Source organism: Lachnoclostridium sp. Marseille-P6806, assembly GCF_900625025.1.
Taxonomy (GTDB): Bacteria; Bacillota; Clostridia; order Lachnospirales; family Lachnospiraceae; genus CAG-791.
The window spans coordinates 228115-242709 of record NZ_LR130577.1 but is presented as its reverse complement, the minus strand read 5'-3'; the positions used below and the strand labels follow the sequence as shown (position 1 = coordinate 242709).

The following is a 14595-nucleotide window of genomic DNA, read 5'->3' as shown; positions in this document are numbered from 1 at the left end:
TGTTTTGAATTTTGGAAAGGGGTGTTCTGTCTGTGCTTCTGTATGGTGTTCTGATCATTTTCTGCGTGCCGGTGCTCCTGCTTCTCGCGGCTCTTCTCCGCACGCTTTTTACCCCGGCGAAGCAATCGGCTTACCGGCCGTCCGGGGATGCGGAAACGGAGGCCCGTGCGCGCCGTTATGCGGAAACGCTGGCGCAGATGATACGCTGCGAGACGGTGTCGCAGGCGGGAGTGCGGGACAGGGAAAAATTTCTCCGCTTTCATGCAGTCCTTGCGGAGCTCTTTCCCCGAGTGCATGCGGCGCTCGAAAAAACGGAGCTTGACGGAAATCTGCTGTTTTACTGGCGCGGGAAAAAACATGACCGTCCGCTGGTTCTCATGAGCCATCAGGATGTGGTTCCGGCGGAGGGCGAATGGAAGCATGCGCCGTTTTCCGGCGATATTGCGGACGGAAAGGTGTGGGGGCGCGGCGCGTCCGATACCAAATGCTCGCTCATGGGCTTTTTTCAGGCGGTGGAGGAGCTTCTGGGGGAGGGCTATGTCCCGGAGCAGGATGTCTGGCTTTCCTCCTCCTGCACGGAGGAATGGGCGGGAGACGGCTGCCCGAAGCTGGTGGAGGAGCTGAAGCAAAGAGGCGTGCGGCCGTGGCTTGTGTGCGATGAAGGCGGCGGCATCATCACGGATCCGATAGGCGGCATCCGCGGCAATTTCGCGATGGTGGGCGTCTTTGAAAAGGGAAAGGCGGATGTGGTGTTTACGGCAAAGAGCCGCGGGGGACATGCGAGCGCTCCGGCAGGAAATTCGCCGATTGCGCGCCTTGCGGATTTTGTCCACGAGACAGAGCATCATTCGCCGTTCCGGCGGCGTATGCTGCCGGAGGTGCAGGCGATGTTCGAGGCGCTTGCGCCCTACGGGAGCTTCGGGCTGCGGCTGGTGTTCGGAAACCTGTGGCTGTTCCGCCCGCTTCTTCTCCGGCTCCTGCCGGCGCTTTCGGCTCAGGCGAGGGCCATGCTGCAGACGACCATCGCGTTCACCATGCAGAAAGGGTCGAACGCGTTCAACGTTCTGCCGCAGGAGGCGACGCTGGGCGCGAATATGCGCTTTATCCCGCATCAGGGAAAGGAGGAGAGCCTCTCTCTCATCCGGGCAAGAGCGGAAAAGCACGGCCTTGCCATGACGGTGCAGCATGCGGATGACTACACGCCGCCGGTCGATATTCACGGAGAGGCGTTTCGCCTTTTGCAGCGTGTGATCGGGGAGACATTCCCGGGGCTTCCCGGAAGCCCCTATGTCATGACCGGCGCGACGGACGCCCGCTGCTATCAGGAAATCTGTGACAGCGTCGTGCGCTTTGCCCCGGTGATCTACGGGCCGGAGCAGATGAAGGGGATGCATGGACTGGACGAAAACATCGAATATCTCTGTCTGCCGGGCTGCGTGGATTTCTATAAAAATCTGATTCGAAGCGGAATGAAGCCGTGACTGCGGTGAGGTGCAGGCGGAAAGTGCGAAAGCGGAACATGGAGAAAGGACGATACCTATGGATTACAGAGAGCTGATGCAGGATCCGGAGATTCTGGCCTATTACCGGAAAGGAAACGAGATTCTCGGGCATCTGGGCTTCACGGATCACTCGGCGGGACATGCGGCGCTTGTCGCGAAGCAGGCGGCGCAGCTTCTTGCGGAGCTGGGCTATCCGGAGCATGAAATGGAACTTGCGCGGATCGCCGGTTTTCTGCACGATATCGGAAATGCAGTGAACCGCTCCCATCACGCGGAGTACGGCGCGCTGCTGGTGAATGATATCCTGCGGAAATACGATATGCCGCTCGAGGACCGCGTGACCGTCGTGGCGGCCATCGCCAATCACGACGAATCGACGGGAACCGCCTCGGACCCTGTTTCGGCGGCGCTCATCATTGCGGACAAGACGGATGTGCGGCGGAACCGCGTGCGTACCAAGGATCCCGTACAGTTCGATATCCACGACCGGGTAAACTATGCCGTGACGGGGCAGAATCTTCTGTACGACAAAGAAAAAAATACGATTACCTTGAATCTTCAGATCGACGAGTCAATCTGCACGATGTACGATTATTTCGAGATCTTTCTGAACCGCATGGTCATGTGCCGCCGCGCCGCGGAGGTGCTGGGCGTGACATTCCGGCTGAAAGCGAACGGACAGAAAGTTCTGTGAAGCGGAGGCCCGGAGAAACGGCACAGAGGATCCGCCCGGAATTTTTCCACCGGAACCATTGGCGGATCAGCTGCATCCTTTGCATCTGAATTTGCAACTCTTTCGCAGATCTATTGACAAACAAGGCAGGGTTCTATTATAATTCGATTTCGCAAAGCATTCGCAAATTGCGGAGCGGAATTGCGAATGGACAGAACCGATGCGGCAGGTGCGGCCATGGCAGGAACGTATAATACCAGATCAAGAAAAATCATACTGGCGTATGCTCGCAGCATCGCGTCCCGATGCTTTTCGGCATCGGACATGTGCCGCTATTTCGAGGCGGAGCAGGTTGATATCAATCAGGCCACGGTGTACCGCAATCTGGAGCGCATGGTGCAGGAGGGGCAGCTTCTCAAATACCGGAGCGCCGATCAGACCATGAGCACCTATCAGTACATCGAGGGGCACGAGGAGTGTCATCATCATCTGCATCTCAAGTGCCGGGACTGCGGAAAGATCACACATCTCGACTGCGGCTTCATGCAGGAGGTCGAGGAGCATCTTCTGCAGGAACACGGCTTTTCAATTCTCTGCGACGGTTCGGTCATTATGGGGCTGTGCCGCGAATGCCGCGAAAAGGCGGGGAGCGCCGGGTGACGGGACTTTGGGCTTTTCCGGTTCCGGAAGAGCGGCTTCCCCGGTTTCGGATGCTTTGCCGGAAGTTGTGGTATTGCCTGCGGCGTAGGCGGGCGGAAAGGGAAGTATCAGTATGAAGATGAAACAGTTTATCGCGGCGGGGACGGCGGCGCTGCTGGCGGCCGGGATTTTTGCGGGCTGCGGCAGCACGCCGTCAGAGAAGCCGTCGGACAGCGTGATGACTTCGGATGCGGAGATCGCGGCGGAAACGGAGGAGGAAGCCGTCGGAGAGGAAGCGGCCGGGGAGGAAGCGCCGGAGGCGGCAGCGGATGCAGAGGCGGGCAAAGTGTCGATCGTCTGCACGACGTTCCCCCAGTATGACTGGACCATGCAGCTTGTGAAAGGCATGGAGGAACAGTTCGATGTGACCTATCTGATGGAGAGCGGCGTGGATCTGCACAGCTATCAGGCGAGTGCGGAGGACATCGCAGAGATCGGCGAATCCGATCTCTTCATCTATGTCGGCGGCGAGTCGGACGGCTGGGTGGAGGACACTCTGGCGAACGCCGTGAATCCGGAGCTCAGATCCATCAACATGCTGGAGGCGCTCGGCGACGCGGTGAAAGAGGAAGAGCTGGTCGAGGGCATGGAGGCCGAGGAAGAGGAAGAAGAGGAGGCCGGAGAAGAGGAAGAGGGCCCCGAGTATGACGAGCATGTGTGGACCTCGCTGAAAAATGCGCAGGAGCTGACAAAGAGCATTGCCGCAGAGCTGGAGGCGATCGCGCCGGAGCAGGCGGACGCGGTTCAGTCAAACTGTGAGGCCTATGTGGCGGAGCTGGCGGAGCTCGACGCGAAGTATGCGGATGTGGTCGGATCGGCGAAGCTTGACACGGTGCTCTTCGGCGACCGTTTCCCGTTCCGCTATCTGGTGGACGACTACGGACTGAATTATTATGCGGCTTTCGTCGGCTGCAGCGCGGAGACCGAGGCCAGCTTTGAGACGATAACGTTCCTTGCCGGCAAGACCGACGAGTTAAAGCTCCCCGCGATTCTGGTCATTGAGAATTCGGATCAGAAGATTGCGGAAACCATCCGGGACAATACCGAGAGCAAGGATCAGAAGATTCTGATCATGGATTCTCTGCAGTCGGTTTCGGCGGAGGATATTGCGACGGGCAGGAGCTTCCTCGGCGCCATGGAGAGCAATCTCGGGACTCTGACGGCGGCGCTCGGCGCAGAGCAGTAAGGGAATTAAGAAAGAACTGATCGGAATCAGTGCAAAGGGGGAGGGATCCGGGCAGCCGCCGGTGCGGCGGCTCCGGGTCCTCCTGCAGCTTTATGAGGCGGCACAGCCGGAAACCTGCTGTCATAAGTGAAAATTCCTTTGCGGAAACGGAGGCGGAAATGGCCTATATTACATGCCGGGATCTTGCGCTGGGCTATAATGGAAAGCCGATTGTCACGGGGCTCAGCTTTGAAGTGAACCGAGGGGATTATCTCTGCGTTGTGGGCCAGAACGGTGCGGGAAAGAGCACGCTCATGAAGACGCTGCTCCATCTTCAGGATGCCTGCGCCGGAGAGATCTCTGTGGGGGACGGTCTTTCTCCGATGGAAATCGGTTATCTTCCCCAGCAGACCGAGGTCCAGAGGGATTTCCCCGCGAGTGTGTGGGAGGTCGCGCTCTCCGGGACGCTTACGCGGAAGAAGCGGACGCTGTTCTATACGAAAGAGCAGAAGCTGCTGGCGGAAAGCATGCTCCGGCAGCTCGGCATGTGGGAGCTTCGCGGGCGCAGCTACCGGCAGCTGTCCGGCGGTCAGCAGCAGAGGACGCTGCTGGCAAGGGCTCTGTGCGCAACAACTCGACTCCTGCTTCTCGACGAGCCGGTGACGGGACTGGACCCGGCGGCCACGGCGGAGTTCTATCACCAGATCGACAGTCTCCACCGGAAAGGCATCGCTGTTCTGATGATTACCCATGATCTGGCGGCCATCGGCTATGCGACGCATATTCTGCATATCGACAGCGGACACAGCTTTTACGGCACGAAAGAGGAATATATGAAAAGCCCGCTCTGGGACAGGCTCCGGGAGCAGGAGGAGAAGCCCTGAGGAGGGCGGGACGCGGCAGGACGGGAGAGCCCGGTCCGTGCAGAGCGCTGACAGGAGGCGGCTATGGCGCTGTTTGAAAAACTGCAGTATTATTTCGGATTTCCTTTTGTGCGCTACGCCTTTATTGTCGGAGTGCTGATCGCGCTGTGCGCCTCGCTCCTCGGCGTGGTTCTGGTGCTGAAGCGCTTTTCCTACATCGGCGACGGCCTCTCTCATGTGGCGTTCGGCGCGCTTGCGGTCGCCTCGGTGCTGAAGCTCACGGACCGCATGCTGCTGATCCTGCCGGCCACGATTTTTACGGCGGTGCTGCTTCTGCGGGGCGGAAAGGCGAGAATCCGGGGGGATGCGGCGATCGCGGTATTCTCGGTCGGGGCTCTGGCCATCGGTTATCTCCTTATGAATGTGTTTTCCAATTCCGCGAATATTTCCGGCGACGTGTGCACCACGCTGTTCGGTTCCACCTCAATTCTCACGCTGACGCGGGGCGAGGTGTGGCTTTGCATCGTGCTGTCGGCGCTGACGCTTCTGATATTTACGTTCCTGTACAATCGGATTTTCTCGGTGACCTTTGACGAGAGCTTTGCCCGGGCGACCGGCGTCAATACCGATCTCTATCAGACGTTGATCGCGGTGATCACCGCGGTGATCATTGTGCTGGCCATGAACCTTGTGGGCTCTCTTCTCATCACGGCTCTGCTGGTGTTCCCCGCGCTGTCGGCGATGCGGGTGCTGCGAAGCTTTCGCGGCGTGATGATTTACTCAGGGGTTCTGTCGGTGCTGGGGGCGGTTGCCGGGATCATCGTGTCGATTCTTGCGTCGACGCCGGTGGGGTCGACGATCGTGGTCTTTGACCTGCTTCTGTTTCTGATTCACCTTGTGATCGGCAGAGCGCGGGAGTAAGGGAGGAAGCGATGCGGAAAGGCGGACGTGGTTTTCCGATATGGATTCTTCTGGCTGTATTGCTTTGCGCGGCGGGCTGCGGCGCTGCCGGCGCGAAAGCAAGGACGGGAACCGGTGCGAACGCGGTGGAGGAGACATTGCAACGTCAGGCGGCTGTGGCGTCCGGCGCAGCTTCGGAAAAATCGGCCGAAGCCGCGGATGAGGGAGAAAAACCGGAGGCGGGTTCGGCCGGGGCTGCTGCCGCTGAGGACGCGGCCGCGGCGGAGAAACCGGACGCAGTGGGAGAACCGGAAACGGAGAAAACCGCTGCGGTAGAAAAGGAATCGGCAGACTCGGACGCGCCGGAGCAGCCTGCGGCAGGCGATGTGGATTATGACCTCACGGCGATGGGCAGCGACATGGTGTACGCCACGGTATTCAAGCTGATGCAGGACCCGCTTTCCTACGAGGGGAAGACGTTCCGTATGGAGGGGCAGTACTATTCCTCCTACTATGAACCGACGGGGCAGAACTATCATTTCTGCATCATCGCGGATGCGCTGGGCTGCTGCAAGCAGGGAATGGAATTTATCTGGGGCGACGGTACGCATGTTTATCCGGATGAATATCCGCCGCTTGACAGCGAGGTGATTGTGACGGGAACCTTTGAGACTTATCAGGAGGAGGGCGACGAGAGCCTGTACTGTCATATCGCAAACGCGGAGCTGGAGCGCGTGCCGGCAGAGGCCGGATCGCAGCAGGGGAAATGAGCCCCTGCGCTGTTCTCCGTACCCGCATGCCGCATTTTGCGGCACCGCATCATTATAAGCTGAGGACTGCTCCTCTGCTTTGGGCAGCCCCCGCAATCCGACAGGTATTTGCAATCCGGACTATCGTCCTGCCTGCTCATATCTGTCGCCCTGTCAAATGCCGACATGTTCGTTCATGCGGGCATGGTGTTCATGCTGGCGCCTGACAGGGGCCTATGCGCTAAACATATTGAAATACAGGCGATCCGGAGAAAACGGGTCGCTTTTTCTTTTTCAATCAACTCTTTTTTCATTTTTTTGAAGATTTTTCCCGGCGTCGTTCGTTATAGTTAATGAGAGCTCTTACAGAAACAGGAACTGCGGTTCCGGAGAGGGGGAGGATACCATCGATACACGGGATAAGCTGGAACAGATGATAGACCGTTACCAGAGCCTGATCTTCTCTCTCTGTTACCGGATGACATCGGACTATTTTGCGGCGCAGGATCTCGCGCAGGAGACGTTTCTGTCCGCATTCCGGAGCATGGACCGCTTCCGCGGAGACAATGAAAAGGCGTGGCTTTGCAGGATCGCGGCGAATAAGTGCGTCGATTATCTGCGGTCGCAGGAGCGGCTCGTGCCCACCGAGGCGGAGCAGATGGATCGCCGCGAGGGCGGGCTGGAGACGCCGTCTGTCTATGCCGAGGAGAGGGAGCTGCGGGAGCAGCTCCGGGAGAACTGTCTCAGGCTGAAGGAGCCCTACGCGGAGATCGCATTTTATTATTTTTGCGAGGAGCGGAGTCCGGCGGAGATCGCGGCGCTCTGCGGCCGGAAGCTCAAGACGACGCAGACGCAGATCAGCCGGGCGAGGGAAATGCTCCGCGAGGTTTACCGAAATTTCAGAAAGGAGGCGCAGGGCGTATGAAAGAAGAATATCTGAGCGGCGAGGAACTGTCGGAGCTGATCTCGGACATTGAGAGCGGCGGGCTTCTCGAAGCGCCCGGCCACATGAAGCGGGAGATTCTGGAGAGACAAAGACAGCGGGAGAGGCAAATTCGCCGGAAGCTTTTTCTGTACTCTCTGGAGGTCTGTGCGGCCGGCGCGGCGGCGATCTTTTTCATAGCGCTGTCAACGTTTCTGCTTTCGGCGTCGCCGCGGCAGCCGGGACCGGGACGGCGGACGGCAGGGGTAGAGCGGCAGCTCAAATCAATCGGTGAGGACAGCGGACGGCTGACTGCCGGCGTGAGGGAATTTACAGACGGACTGGTGAACTATTAGAGGAGGCAGTGTGAAAAATCACGCGGATACGCTGATTTGCTTCACACGGCGATTTGTTCCGGAGCCCAAATCGTTTTTGGCCGAAGTCACAAAATCGCCCGCGCAGGGTGTATGTGACGCGTGCCTCGCACAAAGTGCTTCGGCGTGGAGACGGATCATGTATAAGAAAAAGAACAGATTTTGGACCTTTATATTCTCTTTTATTCCGGGCTGTGCGGAAATGTACTGGGGCCTGATGAAGCAGGGAATATCGCTTCTGACGGTGTTTATGGCGGCCTGCTTTATCGCGGTCATGACGAATATCGGCCCGCTGGTGATGACCCTGCCGGTGGTCTGGTTCTACGGCTTCTTCCATGCAAGGAATATGGCCGCCATGAGCGACGAGGAGCTGTTTGCGGTAAAGGACGAGTATCTTCTCCATATTTCGGACTGGAAGCTGGATCGTGTGCAGAAGAACCGCGGCATCGCCATTGTGCTGATTGCGGGCGGCGCATGGATACTGATCCGCGTCCTCTGGGATCTTGTGACATGGGCTCTGCCGGAATGGCTGTGGGAGCCGGCGGCACGAGTCTATGATGCGCTGCCGGGACTGGCGTTCGGCGTGGCGATCATCTGGATCGGCGTTCGTCTGATTCGCGGCAGGAAAAGGGAGCTGACGCAGGAAGCGGAGGCGGAGGCTGAGCTTTTTTCCGGGACAGGCACGCTGCCGGTCCGGGAAGAGAAGACGGAAAAAGCGGAAGAAAAGGCAGAGGGAAAGACAGAAGAAAAAGCAGAAGAGGGGACAGAAAGTGAGGAAAAGTATGAAGCATGAGCATAGAGTGGGAGGAATCACGCTGGGTCTTACGCTGATCGTGTTCGGAGTGCTGTATCTGGTATCGCTTGTGTGGGAAAAGCTGCCGGTCCGGTTTGTCATGAAGCTCTGGCCCTGCGTGCTGATTCTTTTGGGAATTGAGGTTCTTGCCGCGAATACAAAATGGAAGGATTCGTTTCGGATCGACGGCGCAGCGGTGGTGATGACGGCGCTGCTCCTGCTGTTCACGATGGCGCTGGGAGGCGCGTCGATGTGTATGGAGTGCTTCCCCTCGAGCTTTTCCTGCCCGTGATCCGCAGGGGACAAACGAGACACAATCCTTTATAATGGGAGCGTAGGCCTTTACCGTTGCGCAGTATGCGAAAGGAGCGTGTCGGCGTGTTTATATTTGAACCGGAATTCTTTATCACTGTTTTGGTTATTGCTGTTCTGCTTGTGCTTGTGCTGAGCGGCTATGTGAAGTCGCCGCCGGACAAGGCGTATATTATCTCGGGCTTCCGTAAAAAGCCCAAGATTCTGATCGGGCGCGCGGGGATCAAGGTGCCTTTCCTCGAAAGACTTGACATCCTGTACCTCGGGCAGATGACGGTGGATATCAAGACGGAGCAGTCCGTTCCGACGACGGATTTCATCAACGTGAATGTGGACGCCGTTGCCAAGGTGAGGATCTCTCCGGACGGCGAGGGGATTGAAAAAGCGTCCCGGAACTTTCTTAACAAGAAGCCGGAACAGATCGCCATGGATCTGCAGGATTCTCTGCAGGGAAACATGCGTGAGATCATCGGCACGCTGACGCTCAAGGACATCAACACGAACCGGGATTCTTTTTCGGATCAGGTGATGATGAAAGCGGCCAAGGATATGGAGAAGCTCGGTATTGAGATTCTCTCCTGCAATATTCAGAATGTGACCGACGAGAAAGGACTCATCAACGATCTCGGAGCGGACAACACCTCCAAGATCAAGAAAGACGCGGCCATTGCCAAAGCGCAGGCGGACCGTGACGTCGCGATCGCGCAGGCAGAGGCGACGCGCGCGGCCAATGACGCGAGAGTTCTGTCCGAGACGGAGATTGCGCAGAAGAACAACGAGCTGGCGATCCGTCAGTCCGAACTCAAGGTGATTTCCGATACTAAGAAAGCGGAGGCGGACGCGGCCTACGAGATTCAGAAGCAGGCGCAGCAGAAGAATATCGAGATTGCGACGGTAAACGCGCAGATTGCAAAGGCGGAGAGAGATTCCGAGCTCAAGCGGCAGGAGGTTCTTGTCACGGAGCAGGCTCTGGATGCGGAGGTCAACAAGAAAGCGGATGCGGAGAAGTACCGTGTCGAGCAGGAGGCTGCCGCGGCTCTCTCGCGGAGACAGCGGGAGGCTGAGGCCCGCAAGTACGAGCAGGAGAAAGAGGCGGAGGCGAAGAAGGCCGTCGCGGATGCCGCAAAGTATTCCGCAGAGCAGGAGGCCGCCGGAATCCGCGCGAAGTATGAGGCGGAGGCCGCCGGAATCGCACTGAAAGGAAAGGCCGACGCGGAGGCGCGCCGCGCCGTGGGCCTTGCAGAAGCCGAGGCGATGGAGAAAAAGGCGGAGGCCTACCAGAAATACAATAATGCAGCCATGGCGGAAATGCTGATCCGCGTGCTGCCGGATATCGCGGGCGAGATAGCGAAGCCGCTGGCGCAGATCGACAAGATCACGATCATCGGGGGCGAGGGCGACGGAAACGGCGTCTCGCAGATTGCTTCCAATGTGCCCGCCGTGATGGCGAAGCTGTTTGAATCCATGAAAGAGACGACCGGTATCGATCTGGGCGAGGTGATGCGGGCCGGAACCTATGATGCCAAAGTAAACCGCAACATTCATGTGACCGGTCTTGAGGGAATGACGGATAAGGCTGCGTCCGCGCCGACTGCGCCCGCTGTGCCGATTGCTCCGCCTGCTCCTGTCGAGCCTGCGGCGGAGGAGACGGCTGCTCCGGCCGGGTCTGCGGCGGAGACGGTGTCGGTGGCTGCGGAATCGGGAAATCCGGAGAAGAAATCGTAATAATACCAACTGGCGGCCCTCTTGGGGAGCAGTGCTCCTCAGGGGGCATTTTTGTCGGCAGAAGCTGTCTATTGCGGCTGGAAAGAGAAGTTGATTTTCATTAATAGATTGACACGTTCCAGAATGAAATTTAACCTAATAGAAAACAGAGACGCGGAATGCTTCTGCGGGGAGGCGTGATGGAGGTCAGCAATTTATTGGTGGCGATACAGCTGAGCTACAACCAGTTTACGAGAACGGAGAAAAAAATAGCGGATTACGTGATCGGCAATGCGCAGGAGGTGCCGTTCATGTCGATCACAGAGCTTGCCGATGCCTGCGGGGTCGCGGAGGCCAGCGTGCACCGTTTCTGCCGCGCGATCAAGGTCAAGGGCTATCAGGAATTCAAGATGCGTCTTTCCATCAGCGTCAATTCGCAGGAGGAGGCCGCGGAAAAGAACCGTGCCGCTTCTCCGAAGAAAAAGGGAGAGAACCTCTTTGAGGAAATTCTGGAAAACCACATGGCGGCGATCCGGGAGACTGACGCGCTTCTTGACGCGGAGGTCGTGGAGAAGACCGTGCGCATGATGAGCGAGGCGCGGAAGATCATCTTTGTCGGCGTCGGAAATTCGATGGTCACGGCTGAGGAGGCGCAGGGCAGATTTCTCCATATTACGCCCAAGGTCGAGTACATCAAGGATACGCATATGCAGGCGATGGCGGCGTCCATGGTGACGCAGGAGGATATGCTGGTATTCATTTCATACAGCGGGGCGACCACGGACAATATCCGCGTCGCTGAGATCGCGCGGCAGCAGGGAGCAAAGATTGCGGTCATCACCAGATTCCCCCGGTCGAGGCTCACAAAATGCGCCGATGCCGTCATTATCTGCGGTTCCAAGGAGGGGCCTCTGGAAGGCGGCTCGATGGGGGCGAAGATGAGCCAGCTCCATATCATAGAGGTGCTGTTCCAGTGCTATTATCGTGAAAATCTGGAGGCGTCCCGGTGCAATAACAAGAGGACGGCGGAGGCAACACTGGATAAGTTCGAGGACCACTGATACCTTAATACCGATGCGGCGGTATGCCGGAATCGGGCGGCGCAGCGCCAAGCAGGCCGGGCGCCGGACATACGGGCCGCGCAGGCAGAAGCAATGTAAAATCGGCTCTGTCTGCGTGGTTCTTATTTTTGTCTGAGATTTTACTTGAGATGGTCTGGGATTTGTAAGGTGTGATATGGGACAAAAAGGGTGGTCACCTATGTGGGCTGTCAATATGCACAAAATAGAAAATAATTTTCATCATATAATCACAATAGAAAAATATTATCGAAAATACTACACTGCATCTGTCAGAAAAAATCACTGACTCTGCGAGGGGACAGAAAAAGAATGGACAGCATAACAAAAGAAAAGATAGAGGCGCTGAGAGGAGAGCTGATCGTTTCCTGTCAGGCTCTTCCGGATGAGCCGATGCACTCATCATTTATTATGGGACGCTTCGCGAGAGCGGCATTCCAGAGCGGAGCAAGAGGGATACGCGCCAATACGAAAGAGGATATCGCAGAGATTCAGAAAGAGGTCGAGCTTCCGGTGATCGGCATTGTGAAGCGGGACTACGCGGGGAGCGCCGTCTATATTACGCCGACGATGAAAGAGATCGACGAGCTCATGGAGGTGAGGCCCGAGATCATTGCCATGGATGCCACGAACCGGCTGCGGCCGGGAGGCGTGACGCTGGAGGTTTTCTTCCGGGAGGTCAGGGCAAAATATCCGGATCAGCTTTATATGGCGGACTGCTCCACCGTGGAGGAGGCGCTGCGTGCAGATGCGCTGGGCTTTGATTTTATCGGAACAACGATGGTGGGCTACACCGAGGAGAGCTGCGGCAGCCGGATCGAGGAGAACGATTTTGAGATTCTCCGCCGCATCCTTGCCGGCGTGAAGCGGCGTGTGATCGCGGAGGGCAACATCGACACGCCGGAGAAGCTGGTGCGGGTCACGCAGCTCGGCGTTTATGCGACGGTTGTGGGCTCTGCGATTACAAGACCTCAGCTGATCACGAAGCGGTTCACGGATGCGCTGCGTGAGGCGGAACCGATGAATTGAAATTTTCATAAAAAGAGAACAGACAGTTTTCGTAAAAAGAGAACAGACAGTACGAGGAGCGGACGATCGGTCATGAGAGGCAGAGAAAAGAAAAATCTACGATTTGCATATGCGGTGAATCTTCCGCTCATTCTTTATCTGGCTTGTGTTCTGGTTTTTCCGATGATCTGGGGATTTTGCATCAGCTTTACGAACAAGACGGTCGGAGGAACGGCAAAATTTATCGGTATTACAAATTATATCCGTCTGATCGGGGATCCGGAATACAGGAGATCCATTTTTAATACCATCGAATTTACGGCGTTGTCCATTTTCTTCAAGATGATTTTTGGCATGCTGATGGCGCTTGCGCTGAATCAGAATTTCAGGGGGAGAAACCTTTGCAGGGCTCTTCTGATGATTCCGTGGACATTGCCGAACATTGTAGTGGTTTACAACTGGCGATGGATATTTAACGCGTCCGGGGGAATTGCCAATCACCTCTTGAAGTCGGCAGGGCTCATCAGCCGGGATCTGGTGTGGTTTGGCTCTGCAGGGCTGGCGATGTTCTGTATTGTTGTGGCCAATGTCTGGAGGGGGACTCCTTTCTTTGGAATTTCCATTCTGGCAAAGATGCAGACGATACCTCCTGATTATTATGAGGCGGCGGAAATTGACGGAGCGGGGATATTTCAAAGGTTTTGGCATATTACGTTTCCGGAGGTCAGGGACGTCGCGATTCTGTCTGCGCTGATGAGCACAATCTGGACCATCAATGAGTTTGAAACGGTCTGGCTTCTTACGGGAGGCGGACCGAACGGTTCTACGGAGGTCATGAATGTTTACAGCTATAAAACCGCGATGAAATCCATGATGCTCGGGCGTGGAATTGCCGTATCCATTCTTGCCATGCCGGTGTTGATGCTTCTGATAAGAGTTCTTACCGGACGAATGCTGCCCGATGAAAATGAGTGAGGAGGAGACGGATGAAAAAGAAGACCATGAGTAAAATTCTGGAAAGATTTTTCATCGTAATCTGTCTTGTTACGGCGTTATTTCCGATTTACTGGATGATGAATACGTCTTTTAAGACGGATTATGAGATTTACAGCAAAACGCCGACCTTATATCCTCACCGGTTCTCGCTGGAAGCATATGCGTATCTGATTCGGGAAACGAATTTTGTAAACAGTATGAAGAACAGTGTGGTTATAGCGGGCATGGTATCGATCTTTTCTATTTTGATTGCGTATCCTGCGGCGTATACGCTGGCGAGATTGAAGTTCAGGGGAAGAAAAATTTTCTCGAAGACGATTCTGTTCATGTATTTGCTGCCGACATCGGTTCTTTACATTCCTTTGTACCTGTTTGTGTCAAAGCTGCATCTCACCAATACGATATGGGGATTGGCGGTGATTTATCCGACGTTTACACTTCCGTATATTGCATGGATTCTGATTCCGCATATTGCGTCTGTGCCGGCGGAGATGGAGGAGGCGGCGGAGGTGGATGGATGTACAAAACTGCAGACGATGTACAGAATTGTTTTTCCTTTAGCTTTACCGGGAATTGTTTCAACGACGATTTTTACCTTTGCCATGTGCTGGGGAGAATATCTTTATGCGCTGGTAAATCTGACGTCGAAAGAGGTGCAGACGTTTCCTATTGTTATTTCTGGTTTGATTTTCGGGGACATGCCGCCGTGGAATCAGCTTATGGCGGCGGCCGTGCTGGCCGGAATACCGGTGATTCTCATTTATATACTGGCGTCCGGAGTTCTGACAGGAGGGAGAACGGCAGGGGGCGTAAAGGGATAAGGTGTTTTAACTGCGTGAAGTTTGTCTGAACAGGT

General features: G+C 56.2%; 16 protein-coding genes. All 16 read left to right on the top strand.

Annotated features, from left to right (window positions below; translation table 11 throughout):
• Positions 1 to 32: 32 nt before the first annotated feature.
• Positions 33 to 1481: a M20/M25/M40 family metallo-hydrolase gene (locus tag E0E20_RS06675; protein ID WP_242622690.1), complete on the top strand. Its 1449-nt coding sequence runs from the start codon at positions 33 to 35 to the stop codon at positions 1479 to 1481.
• 58 nt (positions 1482 to 1539) lie between these two features.
• On the top strand, positions 1540 to 2196 hold the full coding sequence (locus tag E0E20_RS06670) for an HD domain-containing protein (RefSeq protein WP_130837421.1): 657 nt from the start codon (positions 1540 to 1542) through the stop codon (positions 2194 to 2196).
• A 186-nt stretch (positions 2197 to 2382) separates the two neighbouring features.
• Entirely contained in the window at positions 2383 to 2835 is a 453-nt protein-coding gene (locus tag E0E20_RS06665; protein ID WP_130837420.1) for a Fur family transcriptional regulator, read from the top strand.
• A 112-nt stretch (positions 2836 to 2947) separates the two neighbouring features.
• Positions 2948 to 4060: a metal ABC transporter substrate-binding protein gene (locus E0E20_RS06660; RefSeq protein ID WP_130837419.1), complete on the top strand. Its 1113-nt coding sequence runs from the start codon at positions 2948 to 2950 to the stop codon at positions 4058 to 4060.
• A 158-nt stretch (positions 4061 to 4218) separates the two neighbouring features.
• Positions 4219 to 4923, top strand: a complete 705-nt coding sequence (locus tag E0E20_RS06655) for a metal ABC transporter ATP-binding protein (RefSeq protein ID WP_130837418.1) — start codon at positions 4219 to 4221, stop codon at positions 4921 to 4923.
• A gap of 63 nt (positions 4924 to 4986) precedes the next feature.
• Positions 4987 to 5823, top strand: a complete 837-nt coding sequence (locus tag E0E20_RS06650) for a metal ABC transporter permease (protein ID WP_207302835.1) — start codon at positions 4987 to 4989, stop codon at positions 5821 to 5823.
• A gap of 11 nt (positions 5824 to 5834) precedes the next feature.
• Positions 5835 to 6572 carry a hypothetical protein gene (locus E0E20_RS06645; protein ID WP_130837417.1) on the top strand — a complete coding sequence of 246 codons (738 nt, stop codon included), beginning with the start codon at positions 5835 to 5837 and terminating at the stop codon, positions 6570 to 6572.
• Positions 6573 to 6984: 412 nt separating this feature from the next.
• A complete protein-coding gene (locus E0E20_RS06640; RefSeq protein ID WP_130837416.1) occupies positions 6985 to 7476 on the top strand; it encodes an RNA polymerase sigma factor in 492 nt (163 codons plus the stop codon).
• Positions 7473 to 7829 (top strand): hypothetical protein, encoded by a 357-nt coding sequence (locus tag E0E20_RS06635; protein ID WP_130837415.1) that lies wholly within the window; start codon positions 7473 to 7475, stop codon positions 7827 to 7829. The genes E0E20_RS06640 and E0E20_RS06635 overlap by 4 nt, the downstream gene beginning before the upstream one ends.
• A 157-nt stretch (positions 7830 to 7986) precedes the next feature.
• On the top strand, positions 7987 to 8640 hold the full coding sequence (locus E0E20_RS06630; RefSeq protein WP_130837414.1) for a hypothetical protein: 654 nt from the start codon (positions 7987 to 7989) through the stop codon (positions 8638 to 8640).
• Entirely contained in the window at positions 8630 to 8932 is a 303-nt protein-coding gene (locus E0E20_RS06625; protein WP_130837413.1) for a DUF2157 domain-containing protein, read from the top strand. The genes E0E20_RS06630 and E0E20_RS06625 overlap by 11 nt, the downstream gene beginning before the upstream one ends.
• Before the next feature lie 92 nt (positions 8933 to 9024).
• Positions 9025 to 10677, top strand: coding sequence for a flotillin family protein (locus E0E20_RS06620; RefSeq protein ID WP_242622697.1), 1653 nt, complete (start codon positions 9025 to 9027; stop codon positions 10675 to 10677).
• Between the two features lie 158 nt (positions 10678 to 10835).
• Positions 10836 to 11717, top strand: coding sequence for a MurR/RpiR family transcriptional regulator (locus tag E0E20_RS06615; RefSeq protein ID WP_242622689.1), 882 nt, complete (start codon positions 10836 to 10838; stop codon positions 11715 to 11717).
• Positions 11718 to 12047: 330 nt separating this feature from the next.
• Positions 12048 to 12764 carry an N-acetylmannosamine-6-phosphate 2-epimerase gene (locus E0E20_RS06610; RefSeq protein ID WP_130837412.1) on the top strand — a complete coding sequence of 239 codons (717 nt, stop codon included), beginning with the start codon at positions 12048 to 12050 and terminating at the stop codon, positions 12762 to 12764.
• Positions 12765 to 12836: 72 nt separating this feature from the next.
• Complete coding sequence (locus E0E20_RS06605; RefSeq protein WP_130837411.1) at positions 12837 to 13718, top strand: carbohydrate ABC transporter permease; 882 nt, start codon at positions 12837 to 12839, stop codon at positions 13716 to 13718.
• Positions 13719 to 13729: 11 nt separating this feature from the next.
• Complete coding sequence (locus E0E20_RS06600; protein ID WP_130837410.1) at positions 13730 to 14560, top strand: carbohydrate ABC transporter permease; 831 nt, start codon at positions 13730 to 13732, stop codon at positions 14558 to 14560.
• The last annotated feature ends 35 nt before the right edge of the window (positions 14561 to 14595 follow it).